The sequence below is a fragment of the Streptomyces sp. cmx-4-9 genome, assembly GCF_046548835.1.
In the GTDB taxonomy this organism is placed as follows: domain Bacteria; phylum Actinomycetota; class Actinomycetes; order Streptomycetales; family Streptomycetaceae; genus Streptomyces.
Map to the genome: position 1 here is coordinate 967,175 of NZ_JAEBEE010000001.1, position 17,284 is coordinate 984,458.

Consider the following 17,284-nt stretch of genomic DNA (forward strand, 5'->3'; position numbering starts at 1 on the left):
TCATTCCACGGTCTGGCGGCCCTCGGGGCGGGCGCTGCACGAGCTGCGGAAGGAGCAGTGGTCGCAGTGCTTGCCCGTGGCGGGCGCGAAGCGCTCGTCGAGGACGCGGCCGGCGGCGGTGGCGAGCAGGTCGCCGACCCATGCGCCGTCGAGGGGCTGCTGGGCCTGGATCCTGGGGACGGCGTCGCCGCCGTCGCGGACCGCCGCGCCCTGGCGGAGCTGGACGAGTTCGGCGCCGCCGGGGGCCGGGCGCAGGCCGTCGAAGACCTCGTCGACGGCGCCTTCGCGGACGGCGAGCTGGTAGACGGCGAGCTGGGGGTGGCGGGCGACCTCGTCCTTGGTGGGGGCGCCCTTGCCGGTCTTGAAGTCGACGACGTACGCCCGTCCCTGCGGGTCCGCTTCGACCCGGTCCATGGAGCCCCGGATGCGCACCGCGACCTCGCCCGCCTCCAGGGTGACGTCGAACTCGTGCTCCGTGGCGACGGCGGCGCGGCCCCCGCGGTCGGTGGTGTGCCAGCGCAGGAAGCGCTCCAGGGCGGCCCGGGCGTTCTCCTTCTCCTGCGCGGACTTCCACGGCGCGTCGAAGGCGAGGGCGTCCCATACCGAGTCGAGGCGTTCCATGAGGACGGCCAGGTCGGCCGGGGTGCGGCCGGAGGCGACCTCGTCGGCGAGGACGTGGACGACGTTGCCGAAGCCCTGCGCGGCGGTGGCGGGGGCGTCGGCCTTCACCTCGCGGCCGAGGAACCACTGGAGGGAGCAGGTGTTGGCCAGCTGGTCCAGGGCGCTGCCGGAGAGGGCCACGGGCCGGTCCCGGTCGCGGAGCGGGACGGCGCTGCGGGTGGGCTCGTACAGGCCCCACCAGCGCTGCGGGTGCGCGGCGGGGACCATCGGCCGGTCCTCGTCGTCGGTGAGCGCGGCGAGGCGGGCGAGGCGCCGGGCGGCGGCGTCGCGCAGGGCGGGCGAGGCCCCCGGGTCGACGGTGGTGGCGCGCAGTTCCGCGACGAGGGCGGGGACGGCGAGGGGACGGCGGGGCCGGCCGGTGACGTCGCGGGGCGGCACGCCGAGTTCGGTGAGGAAGCGGGAGGGCTGGTCGCCGTCGTCGGCGGGGGCTTTGACGGCCGTGACGACGAGGCGGTCGCGGGCCCGGGTGGCGGCGACGTAGAACAGCCGGCGCTCCTCGGCGAGCAGCGCGCCGGGGGTGAGGGGTTCGGCGAGGCCGTCGCGGCCGATGCGGTCGGCCTCCAGGAGGGAGCCGCGGCGGCGCAGGTCGGGCCAGAGCCCTTCCTGGACCCCGGCGACGACCACGAGGGACCATTCCAGGCCCTTGGAGCGGTGGGCGGTCATGAGCCGGACGGCGTCGGAGCGCACGGCACGGGTGGTGAGGGTGTCGGCGGCGATGTCCTCGGCTTCGAGCTGTTCGAGGAAGTTGAGGGCGCCGCGGCCGCCGGTGCGGTCCTCGGCGCGGGCGGCGGTGTCGAAGAGGGCGCAGACGGCGTCGAGGTCGCGGTCGGCGTTGCGGCCGGCCGCTCCGCCGCGCCGGGCGCCCCGCTCCAACCGCTGCGGCCAGGGGGTGCCGTCCCACAGGGTCCACAGGGCTTCCTCGGCGGTGCCGCCGCCCTCCAGGAGTTCGCGGGCCTTGCGCAGCAGCAGGCCGAGGCGCTGGGCGCCGCGGGCGTGGGCGGGGTCGTGCGCGACGAGCCGTTCCGGTTCGGCGAGGGCCCGGGCGAGCAGGACGTCCGAGGGCGCGGGGATGGTGACGCCCGCGGCGCGCTCCTCGTCGCGCAGCGCCCGGCCGAGCCGGCGCAGGTCGGCGGCGTCCATCCCGCCGAGCGGCGAGGCGAGGAGCTCCAGCGCGGCCTCGACCCCGATCCACCCGGCGTCGGGCTCCGGCGCCCGGTCCGGGCCGGCCCCGGCGCCTTCCCCGTCGCCGGTCCCGTCGGGCTCTGCGGCACCGGCGGGCTCCGCGGTCTCGGGCGGGGCGGGGCGGGGGCCCGGGAGGAGGGGGAGGGCGGCGGCTGCCGCGGCGCGCAGGGCCGTCAGCAGGGGGGCCACGGCGGGCTCGTGGCGCAGCGGGGTGTCCGTGCCGTCGGTCTCGGCGGGGACGCCCGCCGCGATGAGGGCGCGGCGCATGGCCGGGATGGTGCGGCCGCCGGAGCGGACCAGGACGGCCATCTCCCGCCAGGGCACGCCGTCTTCCAGGTGCGCGCGCCGCAGCACGTCGGCGATGTTGTCGAGCTCGGCCCCGGCGGTGGGGTAGGTGTACACCTCGACCCGGCCGCCCTCCCGCACGGGCTGGAGCGCCCGGTGGGCCCGGACGGCCGCGGCGGGCAGCCGCGGGAGCGGCATCCGGGCCGTGAGCAGGCGGGTGGCGGCCAGCAGGGCGGCGCCGGAGCGCCGGCCCACGGTCAGCGCGCGGACCCGGGCCCCGGGGAAGGAGCCCTCGAAGTCCAGGACGTTGTTGATGTCGGCGCCGCGGAAGGCGTAGATCGACTGGTCGGGGTCGCCGAAGGCGACGAGGGTGCCGGCCGGGCCGGCCAGGGCGCGCAGCAGCCGCAGCTGGGCGGCGTCGGTGTCCTGGTACTCGTCCACGAAGACGGCGTCGTAGGCGGCGGACAGTCCGGGGGTGCGCTCCGCCAGCAGGACGGCGCGGTGGACCAGTTCGGCGTAGTCCAGGGTGCCCTGCAGGTCCAGGACGTCCAGGTACTCGGAGAGGAAGGCCGCCGCCGCCTTCCAGTCGGGCCGGCCGGTCCGGGTCGCGAAGGTGTCCAGCGCCGTCGGCCCCAGGCCCAGTTCTCGGGCGCGCGCGAGCACCGCCCTCACCTCGTCGGCGAAGCCGCGGGTGGTCAGGGCGGCCCGCAGGTCGTCCGGCCAGCGGATGGAGCGGAGCCGGCGCTGGCCCTCCAGCAGGGTGCGGACCATCACGTCCTGCTCGGGTCCGGACAGCAGCCGCAGCGGGTCCGCGAACAGGTCGGTGTCCTGGTGGGCGCGGACCAGGCCGTAGCAGAACGAGTGGAAGGTGGTGGCCTGCGGCGCCCGCGCGCCCCCGAGGCGCAGGGCGGCCCGGTCGCGCAGTTCCACCGCGGCCTTGCGGCTGAAGGTCAGGACGAGGATCCGGGCGGGGTCCGTGCCCGACTCCACCCGGGCGGCGACCGCTTCGACCAGCGTGGTGGTCTTCCCGGTGCCAGGTCCGGCCAGGACGAGCAGCGGTCCGGTGGTGTGATCAACCACCGCGCGCTGTGCTGCGTCCAGGACAGGGGGATCCACCCGTTCCGGCCCGGTGCGCACGAGGCGGTACGCGTCGGGGGTCCGCGTACGCCGCGCGGAGCGGTCGGAAGGAGAGGTGATCACGTGGGGTGCCGGTCCTGGTGGGTCTGCGGGTTCTGCGGGGTCTGCGGGTGTCCGTGCGGCGGCCGCGGCGCACGCCGCGGCCGGGGCCGAAGAGGCAACGCTACGGCACCCGGCCGGGCCCGCGCAGTCCTCCCGTGTCCCCCGTACGGTCCTTCGCACGAGCGCTCGACCGCCCGCCCGGGCGCCCCATGGCCGAAGCTGTCAGGTGTGAGCCTCGTCGCGCCCGTCCTCCGGTCCAGGCCCCTCCCAGCGCGCCCGGCGCATGTCCAGCCGCGGCCCGCCCGCGGCGGTCAGGCGCAGCGGGGTGGCCTCCGCCCGGTAGTGCCCGAGGGCCCGCCGCTCGGCGCCCGGCAGCGGGACGCCGTCCGCCCGCACCACGCGCCACCAGGGCACGGCCGCGCCGTACAGGGCCATCACGCGCCCGACTTGGCGCGGCCCGCCCTCGCCGAGCCACTCGGCCACGTCTCCGTACGTCATCACCCGGCCGGGCGGAATCCGCTCGGCCAGCTCCAGTACCTGTTCCGCGTACGCGGGCAGTTCCTCGCTCATTCGGCCCATGGTGCAGCACGTCGGCCCCGGTCCCTCGGAAGCTTCGGTTCCGTACCGGCTCGCACCCTGCTGCCCCGATGCCCCGCCCGTCCGTGCCACCATCTTCCGGGCGGTGACTGGTGATACGTGATCAAGAAGAGACGGAAGTGACGACGAAGGAGCAGGGTGTGAGCCCTCCGGACGGCGCAGCGCGGGACGACGGCGCGCGCCCTGACGACGGCCCCGGCCGGGACGTCCCCGAAGGCGCGCACCCTCCCGCGGACCCGGTCCAGGACCCGGACCCGGACCAGGGCCCTGGCCCGTCCGGCGACGGGCAGGGGGGCGGCCGGGGCTCCCGGGACCACGAGGTCCCGCACGGCCACGAGGGCCCGCACGGCCACGCGCCCACGGCCGCCGACCAGGTCGAGGTCGACGAGCCGCTGCTCGCCGCCCGCGTGCACCGCCCGTCCGACCTCGTACGCCTGCTCGTCGGCATCCTCGGCATCGCCGTCGTCCTCGCCATCGCCGCCTTCGCCCACGGCACCACCGTCGGCCTCGAAGAGGACATCAACAAGGGCACCGGTCAGGCCCCCGACCTGCTGATCAAGGTCGCCGCGCTGGTGTCGAGCATCGCGGTGCTGCTGCTGCCCGTCGCCTTCGCCATCGAGCGCCTGATCAAACGCGACGGCCTGCGCATCGCGGACGGCGTGCTCGCCGCCGTCCTCGCACACGGTGTCACCCTCGCCACCGACCTGTGGGTGTCCCAGGCCGCCTCCGCCACCATCCAGGACGCCCTCACCCGGCAGACCGGCTCCGGGGGGGCGCTCACCGATCCCGTGCACGGCTACCTCGCGCCCGTGATCGCGTACATGACCGCCGTCGGGATGACCCGCCGGCCGCGATGGCGGGTCGCCCTGTGGGTGGTGCTGCTGCTCGACGCGTTCACCATGCTGGTCAGCGGCTACACCACACCGTTCTCGATCATCCTGACGGTGCTGATCGGCTGGAGCGTCGCCTACGGCACCCTGTACGCGGTCGGCTCGCCCAATGTGCGCCCCACCGGGCACACCCTGCTGGCGGGGCTGCGCCGGGTCGGCTTCCGGCCCGTGAGCGCGATGCGGGCCGAGGCACCCGACGGGCCCGAGGCCGGCGAGGTCAGCGACCGGGGCCGGCGCTACCACGTCACCCTGGAGGACGGCCCGCCGCTCGACGTCACCGTCGTCGACCGCGAGCAGCAGGCCCAGGGCTTCTTCTACCGGGTCTGGCGCCGGCTCACCCTGCGCGGCATCACCACCCGGCGCAGCCTGCAGTCCCTGCGGCAGGCGCTGGAGCAGGAGGCGCTGCTGGCGTACGCGGCCATCGCCGCCGGCGCCAACGCCCCGAAGCTGATCGCGACCTCCGAGCTGGGTCCGGACGCCGTGATGCTCGTGTACGAGCACCTCGGCGGGCGGACCCTGGACTCCCTCGCCGACGAGGAGATCACCGACGAGCTGAGCCGCAACGCCTGGGAGCAGGTCCGGGCACTGCAGTCGCGGCGGATCGCGCACCGCCGGCTGACCGGGGACGCCCTGGTGGTGGATCGTTCCGGCAGCGTCACCCTCACCGACCTGCGGGGCGGTGAGATCGCCGCGGGCGACCTGGTGCTGCGGATGGACATCGCGCAGCTGCTGACCACCCTCGGGCTGCGGGTCGGCGCCGAGCGGTCGGTGGCCTCGGCGGTGTCGGTGCTCGGCCCGGACGCGGTGGCGGACTGCCTGCCGCTGCTCCAGCCGATCGCCCTGAGCCGCTCCACCCGGGCCACGCTGCGCCGGCTGGCGCGGGAGCGGGCGGACCGGCAGCGCGAGGCCGTGCTGGAGTCCTCGCGGACGGCGAAGGCCGCGCGGGAGGCGGACGCCTCGGCTGCGGCGACGAGCACCGCGGGTTCCGCCGCCGACCGCAAGGCGGAGAAGAAGGCGCTGGACGACGCGCTCGACGGGGCTCGCGAGGAGGACCTGCTGAGCCAGATCCGCCAGCAGGTGCTGCTGATCCGCCCGCAGGCGCCGGTGGAGCCGGCCCGGCTGGAGCGGATCCGGCCGCGCACGCTGGTCTCCTTCATCGCGGGTGCGTTCGGCGCGTACTTCCTCCTCACGCAGCTGGCGCACGTCCCCCTCGCGGAGACCGTCGGGGCAGCGCAGTGGGGCTGGGTGGGCGCGGCCCTCGCCTTCTCGGCGCTGAGTTACGTGGCGGCGGCCATGAGCCTTCTGGGGTTCGTGCCCGAGCGGGTGTCGTTCCTGCGGACCGTGGTCGCCCAGGTGGCCGGGTCCTTCGTGAAGCTGGTCGCGCCGGCCGCGGTCGGCGGGGTGGCGCTGAACACCCGTTTCCTGCAGCGGGCGGGGATCCGGCCGGGGCTCGCCGTGGCGAGCGTGGGCGCCTCCCAGCTCTTCGGGCTGGCCAGTCACATCCTGCTGCTGCTCGCCTTCGGCTATCTGACCGGGACCGAGAAGACCCCGGAGATGACCCCCTCCCGGACGGTCATCGCGGGTCTGCTGACGGTGGCGGTCCTGGTGCTGGTGGTGACGGCGGTGCCGTTCATGCGGAAGTTCGTGGTGACCCGGGTCCGGGCTCTGTTCGCCGGCGTGGTGCCGCGCATGCTGGACGTGCTGCAGCGGCCGCAGAAGCTGGTGACCGGCATCGGGGGGATGCTGCTGCTGACCGGCTGCTTCGTGATGTGCCTCGACGCGTCGATCCGGGCGTTCGGAGGCGGCGAGGCCATCAGCTACGCGAGCATCGCCGTGGTGTTCCTGGCGGGCAATGCGCTGGGTTCGGCCGCGCCGACGCCGGGCGGCATGGGTGCGGTGGAGGCCACGCTGACGCTGGGCCTGGTCGCGGCGGGGCTGGAGAAGGAGGTCGCCATCTCGGCGGTGCTCCTGTTCCGCCTGATGACGTTCTGGCTCCCGGTGCTGCCGGGCTGGATCTCGTTCAACTTCCTGACCCGCAAGGAAGCCATCTGACGCCGGCCGGGCCGCCGCCGCCCGAACTCAGGACACCAGGAGCAGGGTCACCAACAGGAGCAGGGAGGCGGCGAGTTCGGTGGCGCCGACCACCCCCACGCGCAGGCCGCGGCCCGGGAGGGCGGCCGCGCGGGCCAGGTAGGCGGTGAAGGGCAGCGCCAGCCAGGGCGAGAGGCAGGCGGCCACGGCCAGGGCCGCCGCGTGGAAGGACACCGAACCACGGTAGTGGGCACGCGAGTTCCGCTCCCGGATCATCGTCTTCACGTACGGAACCGTCCCCCCGAAGTAGAGCAGGCAGGCCAGCGCCGGGGCCCAGGCGTCGGCCGGGTCGCCGCCGCCCAGCCGCACCGCCACGAGCAGCATCCCGCAGGCCGGGACCACCGCCGCCAGCCCGTTGAGCAGGGCCCGTTCCCGGCCGCGCCAGGCGTACCAGGTGTTCACCAGGACGAACGGGGCCGCGGCCGCGCAGGCCGCCCACAGCCAGGGGTGCAGCACCGCAGGCACCGCCCCGGCCGCCGCGCAGGCGGCGGCGGCGACCAGCGCGGGCCGTCCGTGGCGCCGGGCGGAGCGCAGCCCGCGGGTGTGCAGCCGCAGCCACTGCTGGGCGTGGAAGGCGGCGGCGTACCCGAGGACCCAGGCGGCGAAGAGCAGGACGTGCGCCCAGCCGGGCCGGGGGGCGAGGAAGGTGCCGGCGAGGAAGGGCACCGCCAGCATCGCCCAGGCTCCGTGCTGGTCCGGGATCCAGACGTACGCCGGCTTGCTCCGCGTCCTCGCCACCGCCGCGCCGTCCCTTCCGCTGTCGGCCGTTCCCGTGCCCGATCTCCCCCCGCATGCGCAGGAGTCGGCGTCCGTCCAGCCTGACAGGCGCCGGGCCCGGAAAAGACCGGAAGGAGGTCACCGCCCCACGGGACCTTTGTCACCGGGTCGGCGCCTTCCTCGGGCGTAGCGTCGAAACGCACCATTGTTTCGGCCTGGAGGGTCGTTTTGCAGGAGCGTCAGGAGCGTCAGGGACGTCGAGGACAGCAGGGGCCGGCGGTGCCCGGGGGCCGGCGCGAGGCGATCGACGCGCTCGTCCGTGCAGGCGGCTTCTTCACCCGGGACGAGGTGTCGCAGGACCTGCGCACCGTCCACCGCACGGGCGGGCGGGCCGCCGAGGCCTTCTACCGGGACCGCTGGAGCCATGACAAGGTCGTGCACTCCACCCACGGCGTGAACTGCACCGGGTCGTGCCGCTGGAAGGTCTACGTCAAGGACGGGATCATCACCTGGGAGACCCAGGCCACCGACTACCCCTCGGTGGGCCCGGACCGGCCCGAGTACGAGCCCCGGGGCTGCCCGCGCGGCGCCTCCTTCTCCTGGTACTCCTACTCCCCCACCCGGGTCCGCTACCCGTACGTGCGCGGCGCCCTGCTGGAGATGTACCGCGAGGCCAAAAAGCGCCTGGGCGACCCGGTCGAGGCCTGGGCCGACATCCAGGCCGACCCGGTCCGCCGGCGTGCGTACCAGCAGGCCCGCGGCAAGGGCGGGCTGGTGCGGGCCTCGTGGGAGGAGGCGACGGAGATCGTCGCCGCCGCGCACGTGCACACCGTCAAGGAGCACGGGCCGGACCGGGTCGCCGGCTTCTCCCCGATCCCCGCGATGTCGATGGCCTCGCACGCCGCGGGCGCCCGCTTCCACTCCCTCATCGGTGCGCCGATGCTGTCCTTCTACGACTGGTACGCCGACCTCCCGGTGGCCTCCCCGCAGGTGTTCGGCGACCAGACCGACGTGCCCGAGTCGGGCGACTGGTGGGACGCCGCGTACCTGATGATGTGGGGCTCCAACGTGCCGGTCACCCGCACCCCGGACGCGCACTGGATGGCCGAGGCCCGCTACCGCGGGCAGAAGGTCGTCACCGTCTCCCCCGACTTCGCGGACAACACGAAGTTCGCCGACGAGTGGATGCACCCGCACCCCGGCACGGACGGTGCGCTGGCCCTGGCGATGGGCCACGTCATCCTGAAGGAGTTCTTCGTCGACCGGCAGACCCCCTTCTTCACGGACTACGTCCGCAGGTACACCGACCTGCCCTTCCTGGTCTCGCTGACGGAGACGGAACGGGGCCTGGTGCCGGGGAAGTTCGTGACGGCCGCCGATCTGGGCCAGGACACCGAGAACGCGCAGTGGAAGACCGTCCTCGTCGACGACGCCACGGGCGAGCCGGTCGTCCCGAACGGGAGCCTCGGGCACCGCTGGGGGACGAACGAGAAGCCCGAGTGGAACCTCGACCTGGGCACCACCGTCCCGCGGCTGACCCTGCACGGCACCGCCGACGCGAGCGTGGAGATCATCCTGCCCCGTTTCGAGGACGACGAGCGGGGCGTGGACCAGGACGGCAGGCCGCGCGGCACGATCCGCCGCGGCGTGCCCGTACGCCGCCTCGGCGGCCGGCTCGTGACGACCGTCTTCGACCTGATGCTGGCGCAGTACGGGGTGGCCCGCGACGGGCTGCCCGGCGAGTGGCCCACCGGCTACGAGGACGCGAGCGCCCCGGGCACGCCCGGCTGGCAGGAGTCCCTGACCTCGGTTCCGGCGGCCCAGGCGGCGCGCGTGGCCCGGGAGTTCGCGCAGACCGCCGAGCAGTCCGAGGGCCGCTGCATGATCCTGATGGGCGCGGGCACCAACCACTGGTTCCACTCGGAGACCATCTACCGCTCCTTCCTCGCACTGCTCACCCTCACCGGCTGCCAGGGCCGCAACGGCGGCGGCTGGGGACACTACGTGGGGCAGGAGAAGTGCCGGCCGGTCACCGGCTGGGCGACGCTGGCCGCGGCCTCCGACTGGTCGCGTCCGCCGCGCCAGATGATCGGCGCGGCCTGGTTCTACCTGCACACCGACCAGTGGCGCTACGACACCCTGCCCGCCGAGGCGCTCGCCTCCCCGCTCGGCAGCGGCGCCTTCACGGGGATGACGGGCGCGGACTGCCTGGCGGCGAGCACCCGGATGGGCTGGATGCCCTCCTACCCGACCTTCGACCGCAACCCGCTGGAGCTGGGCGAGGCCGCGGACCCGGTCGCAGAAACGATTCAGCAACTCCGGGACGGCACGCTCGGCTTCGCCGGCGAGGACCCGGACGCCCCGCAGAACTGGCCGCGCGTGCTCAACGTGTGGCGGGCCAACCTCCTCGGCTCCAGCTCCAAGGGGAACGAGTACTTCCTCAAGCACCTCCTGGGCACCCACTCCAACCTCCCCGACGACGGGCCGCGCTGCACGCCGAAGGACGTGGCGTACCGGGAGGAGGACGTGGAGGGCAAGCTCGACCTGCTCATGTCCATGGACTTCCGGATGACGTCCACCACGCTGCTGTCGGACGTCGTGCTCCCGGCCGCCACCTGGTACGAGAAGGACGACCTGTCCTCCACGGACATGCACCCCTTCCTGCACGCCTTCACCCCGGCCGTGGACCCGCCGTGGCAGGCCCGCTCGGACTACGACGCCTTCAAAGGCCTGGCCGAGCGCTTCGGCGAGCTCGCCGCGACCCACCTGGGCGTGCGCCGGGACCTGGTCGCCACCGCCCTGCAGCACGACACCCCGGGCGGCGAGATGGCCCAGCCCGGCGGGGTCGCGCTGGACTGGTCGAAGGGCGAGTGCGAGCCCGTACCCGGCCGGACGATGTACCACCTGACGGTCGTCGAACGCGACTACGGGGCGGTCGGCGAGAAGTTCGCCGCGCTCGGACCGCTCGTCGACGAGCTGGGCGTGACCACGAAGGCGATCACCTTCGACGTGGCCGAGGAGGTCGCCGGCCTCGGCGCGAGGAACGGCACGGTCCGCGGCGGAGTCGCCGACGGCCGCCCGCGTCTGGAGACCGCCCGGCAGGCCTGCGAGGCGATCCTCTCGCTGTCCGGGACCTCCAACGGCCGCCTGGCCACCCAGGGGTTCAAGACGCTGGAGAAGAAGGTCGGCACCCCGATGGCCCACCTGGCCGCCGAGGCCGAGGGCAAGCGGATCACCTTCGCCGACACCCAGGCCCGGCCGGTCCCGGTGATCACCTCGCCCGAGTGGTCGGGCTCCGAGTCCGGCGGGCGCCGGTACACGGCCTTCACGGTCAACACCGAGCACCTCAAGCCCTGGCACACCCTCACCGGGCGCCAGCACTTCTTCCTCGACCACGACTGGCTGCACGAGGTCGGCGAGTCCCTGCCCGTGTACAAGCCGCCGCTGAACATGCACACCCTGTACGGGGAGCCGGAGCTCGGCACCGTCGACGAGACGGCGAAATCGGTCGCCGTCCGGTACCTGACCCCGCACAACAAGTGGGCGATCCACAGCCAGTACCAGGACAACCTCCACATGATGACCCTGGGCCGCGGCGGTCAGACGGTGTGGATGTCCCCGCAGGACGCGGAGGCGATCGGGGTCGCGGACAACGACTGGATCGAGGCCGTCAACCGCAACGGCGTGATCACCGCCCGCGCGATCGTCTCCCACAAGATGCCGCCCGGCACGGTCTACATGAACCACGCGCAGGAGCGCACGGTCGGCGTCCCGAGGACGGAGAAGACCGGCCGCCGCGGCGGCATCCACAACTCGCTGACCCGGGTGATGCTCAAACCCACCCATCTCATCGGTGGTTACGCCCAGCTGACCTGGGCCTTCAACTACCTCGGCCCGACCGGCAACCAGCGCGACGAGGTGACGGTCATCCGCCGCCGCGACCAGAAGGTGGAGTTCTAGGACATGAAGGTCATGGCACAGGTCGCGATGGTCATGAACCTGGACAAGTGCATCGGCTGCCACACCTGCTCGGTCACCTGCAAGCAGGCGTGGACCAACCGGCAGGGCACCGAGTACGTCTGGTTCAACAACGTCGAGACCCTCCCCGGCCAGGGCTACCCGCGCCGCTGGGAGGACCAGGAGAAGTGGAAGGGCGGCTGGGAGCGCACCCGCTCCGGAAGGCTCCGCCTCAAGGCAGGCGGCCGGCTCGCCAAGCTGGGCAGGATCTTCGCGAACCCGGACCTCCCGCAGATCGACGACTACTACCAGCCCTGGACCTACGAGTACAAGAACCTCACCGAGGCCCCGGCGGGCGACGACCTGCCCACCGCCCGGCCCGTGTCCCAGGTCACCGGCGAGCCGATGGACACGATCGAGTGGGGCCCGAACTGGGACGACAACCTCGGCGGCGCCCCCGCGCACGCCCCGAGGGACCCGATCGTCGAGAAGCTCCGCGAGGAGGTCGGCGAGAAGATCCGCTTCGAGTTCGAGCAGAGCTTCATGTTCTACCTGCCGCGCGTCTGCGAGCACTGCCTCAACCCCGCGTGCGTCTCCTCCTGCCCTTCGGGCGCGATGTACAAGCGCGAGGAGGACGGCATCGTCCTGGTCGACCAGGACGGCTGCCGGGGCTGGCGGATGTGCGTGACCGGGTGCCCGTACAAGAAGGTGTACTTCAACCACCACACCGGCAAGGCCGAGAAGTGCACGTTCTGCTTCCCGCGCATCGAGGTGGGCATGCCGACGGTGTGCTCCGAGACGTGCGTGGGCCGGATGCGCTACCTCGGCGTGATGCTCTACGACGCCGACAAGGTCGCCGAGGCCGCCGCGGTCGAGGACGAGCACGACCTGTACCCCGCCCAGCTGGAGTGCTTCCTCGACCCCGCGGACCCGGCCGTGGTCACCGCGGCCCGCGCGGCCGGCATCACCGACGAGTGGCTCGACGCGGCCCGCAGGTCCCCGGTCTACGACCTGATCGCCACCTACCAGGTCGCCCTGCCGCTCCACCCGGAGTACCGGACGATGCCGATGGTCTGGTACGTCCCTCCGCTCTCCCCCGTCGTCGAGGCCGTCGCCGCCACCGGCAGCGACGGCGAGGACGCCGGGAACCTGTTCGGGGCCATCGACGCCCTGCGCATCCCCGTCGAGTACCTCGCCGCGGTCCTCACCGCCGGGGACACCGTGCCGGTGGAGGCGGTGCTGCACCGGATGGCCGCGATGCGCGCCTACATGCGCCGCGTCAACCTGGGCGAGGAGAAGGACGAGTCGCTCGCCCGGGCCGTCGGACTGACCGGCCGGGAGATGGAGGACATGTTCCGCCTCCTGGCCATCGCCAAGATCGAGGACCGCTTCGTGGTCCCCAGTGCCGCCCGGGCCGAGGCCGAAGCGCTCGCCGGCTCGCACCCGCTGGACTCCGCCGACCGGGGATGCCCGGTGGGGGCGCTGCCCGAGCCCCGGGTGATGCTCAACCTCGGCGCGACGAGGAGGAGCGCGTGAGCAGAGACGAGCTGAGCGGCGATGCCCTGGTGCGGCTGGTGGCGGGCTGTGTCCTGCAGTACCCCGGCGACCAATTCCACGACGAACTCCCGCGGCTCCGTGCGGCCCTCGCCGGGGCGCCCGCCGAACCGGCCGAACTGCTCGGCGCGTTCCTCGACGAGGCCGAACGGCAGAGTCCGATCGGGCTGTGCGGCCAGTACACCTCGACCTTCGACACCCGCAACCGGCGCTGCCTCCACCTCACCTGGTGGGTGGACGGCGACACCCGCCGGCGCGGGCTGTCCCTGGTCCGGCTGAAGCGGATCTACCGGGACTTCGGGCTGGAGTTCGCGGGCGAGGAGCTGCCGGACTTCCTGCCGGTGGCCCTGGAGTTCGCCGCCCGCCAAGAGGAGGCGGGCACCGAGCTGCTCCAGGAGCACCGGGCCGGGCTGGAGCTGCTGCGCCTGGCGCTCACCGAGTCCGGGTCCCCGTACGCCCGGGTCCTGCAGGCCGTCTGCGCGACGCTGCCCGGGCCCTCGCCCGAGACCAGGGCCGAGGCCAAGGCGCTGGCGAAGAACGGGCCGCCGCAGGAGCTGGTGGGTGCCGGTTCGGCGCTCGAACCCTTCGGGCCGGGCCTCGACCCGCCGGCCGACCTCCCCCGCGCGGCCCCGGCCGACCTGCCGTGGCCCACCACACCCGAAAGGATGCCCGCCTGATGGACCTCCTCCTGTGGGGCGTTCTCCCCTACGTCTCGATCACCCTGCTGATCGCGGGCACGCTCTGGCGGGGCCGGTTCGACAGGTTCGGCTGGACCACGCACTCCTCGCAGCTGCACGAGTCGCGGCTGCTGCGGATCGGCTCGCCGCTCTTCCACTTCGGCATGCTCTTCGTCATCCTGGGCCACGTCGTGGGCCTGCTCGTCCCGAAGAGCTGGACCGATGCGGTGGGCGTCAGCGACCACGCGTACCACCTGGTCGCGCTCGCCACCGGCACGGTCGCGGGGATCGCGGCGGCCGCCGGCATCGCCATCCTGGTCTACCGGCGCTTCACGGTGCCGGCCGTGAAACGGGCGACGCTGCGCAGCGACCACGTGATGTACGCGTGCCTGCTGGGGGCGATGCTGCTCGGTCTGACGGCCACGGTCCTCAACTCGGCCGGGATGACGGACGGCCACGACTACCGCGACGGCATCTCGCCGTGGTTCCGCAGCCTGTTCACCCTCACCCCGGACTACCACCTGATGGCGGGCGCCCCGCTCGCCTTCAAGCTCCACATCCTCTTCGGCTTCACCCTGTTCGCGCTGATCCCGTACTCACGCCTGGTGCACATGTTCTCGGTGCCGCTGACGTACCTGTTCCGGCCGTACGTGGTCTACCGGAGGCGCGATCCCGAACTGCTCGCCCACCGCAGGACCCGGCGCGGCTGGGAGCGCGTGTCGTGACCCGGCGCCCCGATTCCCACGCGCCCGGCCGCAGCGCCGTCGTCCGCAGGCCCCGGCACTCCGTCTCCGAGCGGCCCTTCCTGGTCATCTGGGAGGCGACCCGGGCCTGCCCGCTGGCCTGCCTGCACTGCCGGGCCGCAGCGCAGACCGCCCGCCACCCCGAGGAGCTCGACGGGGCGGACGCCCGGCGGGTGATGGACCAGGTCGCCGCCTTCGGGACGCCCGCCCCGCTGTTCGTCATCACCGGCGGGGACCCCTTCCAGCGCGCCGACCTCACCGACCTCGTCGCGTACGGGACCGGGCTCGGCCTGCGGGTCGCGGTGTCCCCGTCGGGCACGCCGACACTGACCCGGGAGAACCTCGCCGCGGTCCGCGAGGCGGGGGCCGTCGCGCTCTCGCTGTCCCTGGACGGTTCGACGGCCGAACGGCACGACGCCTTCCGCGGGGTGCCGGGCGTGTTCGACCGGACCCTGGACGGGTGGCGGGCAGCCCGCGAGCTGGGGCTGAAGGTGCAGGTCAACACCACCGTGACCCGGGACAGCCTGGAGGACCTGGCCGACATCGCGGAGCTCGTGCGGCGGGAGGGCGCCCTGCTGTGGTCGGGTTTCGTGCTGGTCCCGGTGGGCCGCGGCGAACAGCTGGCCAGCCTGACCGCCGCGGAGACCGAGGACGTCCTGCACTTCCTCCACGACTGCGGGACCGTGCTGGCCACCAAGACCACCGAGGGGCACCACTTCCGGCGGGTCGCCCTGCAGCGCCGGATCCTCGACGCGCACGCGGAGCAGCCCCGGCTGGGTCCGCTGTACACACGGCTGCACGAGCGGGCCGCCGCGCTGGGCTTCTTCGACGGGGAGCGGCGGACGGCCCGCCGGCCCCCGATGGACGTCTCCTCGGGACGCGGGTTCGTCTTCGTCTCGCACACCGGCGAGGTCCACCCCAGCGGCTTCCTGCCGGTGTCGGCGGGCAACGTGAAGAACCATCCGCTGTCCGACATCTACCGGGGCTCGGCGCTCTTCACGAAGCTGCGCGACCCCTCGCTGCTGCGCGGGAGGTGCGGGGCCTGCGAGTTCAAGGCGGTGTGCGGCGGCTCCCGGTCGCGGGCGTACGGGTTCACCGGGGACGTGCTGGAGGCGGACCCGTACTGCGCGTACGAGCCGGGCAGCTTCCCGTACCAGCAGGAGCTGAGGGCTCTGACCGAAAGCATGACGCGCTAGGACGCAGGACTCCCATATGTTGCATGTGGGAACATATCGGCCCCGGGAGAGACAATGCGTTCAGTGATCGTCATCGGTGGCGGCATCAGCGGACTGGCCGCTGCATGGCAGATGCGCGGCATGGCCGACGTCACCGTCCTGGAGAGCCACACCAGGGTCGGCGGCAAGCTCCGGACCGGCACCATCGCCGGGGTCACCGTGGACGAGGGGGCGGAGTCCCTGATGGCCCTGCGGCCGGAAGCGGTGGAACTGGCCACCGCGGTCGGCCTGGGCGAGGCCCTGTGCGACCCGGCGACGTCCCCGGTCACCGTCTGGACCCACGGCGCGCTGCGCGCCCTGCCGGCCGGGCACGTGATGGGCGTCCCCACCGACCCCTCCGCCCTGGCCGGCACGGGGCTGCTCTCCCCGGAGGGCGTGGCCCGGGCGGCCGCCGAGGAGACCCTGGCGGCCGCCCCGCTGACCGAGGACTGCCCGGTCGGCCGGTACCTCGCGGCCCGCTTCGGCCAGGAGACCGTCGACCGGCTCGTCGAACCGCTGCTCGGCGGGGTCTACGCCGGCCGCGCCGACCGGCTCTCGCTGCGGGCGGCCATGCCCCGCATCGCCGCCCTGGCCGAGCAGGGCGCCCCCCTGACGCCCGCGCTGCGCCGGCTGCGGGCGGCGGGCGCACCGCGCCCGGCGGCGGCCGTGCAGGGCGTCGCCGGCGGCACGGGACGCTTCCCGCAGGCGGTCGCCGAGGCCTGCGGGGCCCGCATCCTCACCGGCACCACCGCCCGCACCCTCAGCCGGATCCCCGGCGACCGGTGGCGGGTCCAGGCCATGACGGGCGACGGCGCCCTGACCATGGAGGCCGACGCGGTGGTCCTCGCCCTGCCGGCCTTCGCCGCGGCGGAACTGCTGCGCCCGCACTCCCCGCTCGCCGAGGCCGAACTGGCGGCGGTACCGCACGCCTCGACGGCCGTGATCACCATGGCCTTCTCCCGGACCCGGGCCCACTTCCTGCCCGAGGGCAACGGATTCCTGGTGCCGGCCGTGGACGGGCACACCCTGAAGGCCGCCTCCTTCCTGTCCAACAAGTGGCCGTGGCTGCAGGCCGCCGCCCCGGAGACCTTCGTACTGCGCGCCTCCGTCGGACGGATCGGCGAGGACGACCTCCTCGCCCGGCCCGACCGGCACCTGGTCCGCGCGGCCGTCTCCGAACTGCACCGCGCGGTGGGCCCGATGGGCGAGCCCCTCGCCGCCCGCGTCACCCGCTGGGACCGCGGCCTGCCCCAGTACGAGGTCGGCCACCGCGACCGCGTCGCCCGGATCCGCGAGGCCGCCGGGAAGCTCCCGGGCCTGGCCCTGTGCGGGGCGGCGTACGAGGGCGTGGGCGTCGCCGCGTGCGTGGCCACCGGCCGCGCCGCGGGCCGGCAGGTGCTGGCCGGCGCCTGAACGGCGGGTCCGGGCGCGCCCGCGCCCGGGGGACCCCCGGAGGGTGCCCGCACCGGTGCCCCGTTCGGGTCAGCGCGGAAGCGGCGCGGAGCGGCTGCCCACAG

At 74.1% G+C, this 17,284-nt stretch carries 10 protein-coding genes; 7 read left to right on the forward strand and 3 right to left on the reverse strand.

The window, feature by feature from the left end; genetic code table 11:
* Both ACLJTM_RS04525 and ACLJTM_RS04530 read right to left on the reverse strand, forming a co-directional pair.
* Window positions 1–3,345 carry an ATP-dependent helicase gene (locus tag ACLJTM_RS04525; RefSeq protein WP_411102280.1) on the reverse strand — a complete coding sequence of 1,115 codons (3,345 nt, stop codon included), beginning with the start codon at window positions 3,343–3,345 and terminating at the stop codon, window positions 1–3.
* Between the two features lie 204 nt (window positions 3,346–3,549).
* A complete protein-coding gene (locus tag ACLJTM_RS04530) occupies window positions 3,550–3,897 on the reverse strand; it encodes an MGMT family protein (RefSeq protein WP_411102001.1) in 348 nt (115 codons plus the stop codon).
* Window positions 3,898–4,016: 119 nt separating this feature from the next.
* Between ACLJTM_RS04530 and ACLJTM_RS04535 the strand changes: the two genes are divergently transcribed.
* Window positions 4,017–6,866: a lysylphosphatidylglycerol synthase transmembrane domain-containing protein gene (locus ACLJTM_RS04535; protein ID WP_411102002.1), complete on the forward strand. Its 2,850-nt coding sequence runs from the start codon at window positions 4,017–4,019 to the stop codon at window positions 6,864–6,866.
* A 27-nt stretch (window positions 6,867–6,893) separates the two neighbouring features.
* On the opposite strand, the gene ACLJTM_RS04540 is transcribed toward ACLJTM_RS04535, so the two are convergent.
* Window positions 6,894–7,643: a YwiC-like family protein gene (locus ACLJTM_RS04540; protein ID WP_411102003.1), complete on the reverse strand. Its 750-nt coding sequence runs from the start codon at window positions 7,641–7,643 to the stop codon at window positions 6,894–6,896.
* Between the two features lie 258 nt (window positions 7,644–7,901).
* On the opposite strand from ACLJTM_RS04540, the gene ACLJTM_RS04545 reads away from it, so the two are divergent.
* Genes ACLJTM_RS04545 through hemG form a run of 6 tightly spaced genes read left to right on the forward strand, consistent with a single transcriptional unit; the run spans window position 7,902 to window position 17,180 of the window.
* Window positions 7,902–11,582, forward strand: coding sequence for a nitrate reductase subunit alpha (locus ACLJTM_RS04545; RefSeq protein ID WP_411102004.1), 3,681 nt, complete (start codon window positions 7,902–7,904; stop codon window positions 11,580–11,582).
* Between the two features lie 3 nt (window positions 11,583–11,585).
* Window positions 11,586–13,115 (forward strand): nitrate reductase subunit beta, encoded by a 1,530-nt coding sequence (narH, locus tag ACLJTM_RS04550; protein ID WP_411102005.1) that lies wholly within the window; start codon window positions 11,586–11,588, stop codon window positions 13,113–13,115.
* Window positions 13,112–13,810, forward strand: coding sequence for a nitrate reductase molybdenum cofactor assembly chaperone (narJ, locus tag ACLJTM_RS04555; protein WP_411102006.1), 699 nt, complete (start codon window positions 13,112–13,114; stop codon window positions 13,808–13,810). The genes narH and narJ overlap by 4 nt, the downstream gene beginning before the upstream one ends.
* A complete protein-coding gene (gene narI / locus ACLJTM_RS04560) occupies window positions 13,810–14,535 on the forward strand; it encodes a respiratory nitrate reductase subunit gamma (protein ID WP_411102007.1) in 726 nt (241 codons plus the stop codon). The genes narJ and narI overlap by 1 nt, the downstream gene beginning before the upstream one ends.
* Window positions 14,532–15,749 (forward strand): TIGR04053 family radical SAM/SPASM domain-containing protein, encoded by a 1,218-nt coding sequence (locus ACLJTM_RS04565; protein ID WP_411102008.1) that lies wholly within the window; start codon window positions 14,532–14,534, stop codon window positions 15,747–15,749. The genes narI and ACLJTM_RS04565 overlap by 4 nt, the downstream gene beginning before the upstream one ends.
* Before the next feature lie 54 nt (window positions 15,750–15,803).
* Window positions 15,804–17,180 (forward strand): protoporphyrinogen oxidase, encoded by a 1,377-nt coding sequence (gene hemG, locus ACLJTM_RS04570; RefSeq protein ID WP_411102009.1) that lies wholly within the window; start codon window positions 15,804–15,806, stop codon window positions 17,178–17,180.
* Window positions 17,181–17,284: the final 104 nt, after the last annotated feature.

Bases quoted from the DNA above. Each gene is read 5' to 3' on its own strand.
- ACLJTM_RS04530 (WP_411102001.1), bottom strand. From the start codon at position 3,897: ATGAGCGAGGAACTGCCCGCGTACGCGGAACAGGTACTGGAGCTGGCC.
- narH (WP_411102005.1), top strand. From the start codon at position 11,586: ATGAAGGTCATGGCACAGGTCGCGATGGTCATGAACCTGGACAAGTGC.
- narI (WP_411102007.1), top strand. From the start codon at position 13,810: ATGGACCTCCTCCTGTGGGGCGTTCTCCCCTACGTCTCGATCACCCTG.
- hemG (WP_411102009.1), top strand. From the start codon at position 15,804: ATGCGTTCAGTGATCGTCATCGGTGGCGGCATCAGCGGACTGGCCGCT.